The organism is Mycobacterium persicum (assembly GCF_002086675.1).
Lineage (GTDB): Bacteria > Actinomycetota > Actinomycetes > Mycobacteriales > Mycobacteriaceae > Mycobacterium > Mycobacterium persicum.
In genome coordinates, this window is sequence record NZ_MVIF01000304.1 from 1 (window position 1) to 319 (window position 319).

A 319-nucleotide genomic window follows, 5' to 3' on the forward strand; every position below is an offset into this window, starting at 1 on the left:
CAATTCACGCAGTTGGGTGATGGCGCCGTCCAGGGAGCCGGTGGGGAGTCCGGCCTGCACTTGCGCGCGTTCGGACGGACGTAGATCTTCCAACTTCATCAGATGGCAGTCGAGGTGGTCCAGGGATTGGCCGTAGCTGATCTGGGATAGGTCGTTGCGTGCGTTCAAACAGCCCAGCAGATACGGCTCGTGCAGGGGCATGCCCAGCAGGGACCCTTGGATCCCGCGCATGATCGACACAGTGCCGTGGTATTCGGCGACGTAGAAGTTGTTGCGGATGATCGCGCGACCGATGAACAACGCCGCGACAACTAGGACC

General features: G+C 61.1%; 1 pseudogene. It reads right to left on the reverse strand.

The features are described from left to right. Nucleotides 1–319: pseudogene (locus BST40_RS28525) on the reverse strand (serine/threonine protein phosphatase); the annotation flags it as partial.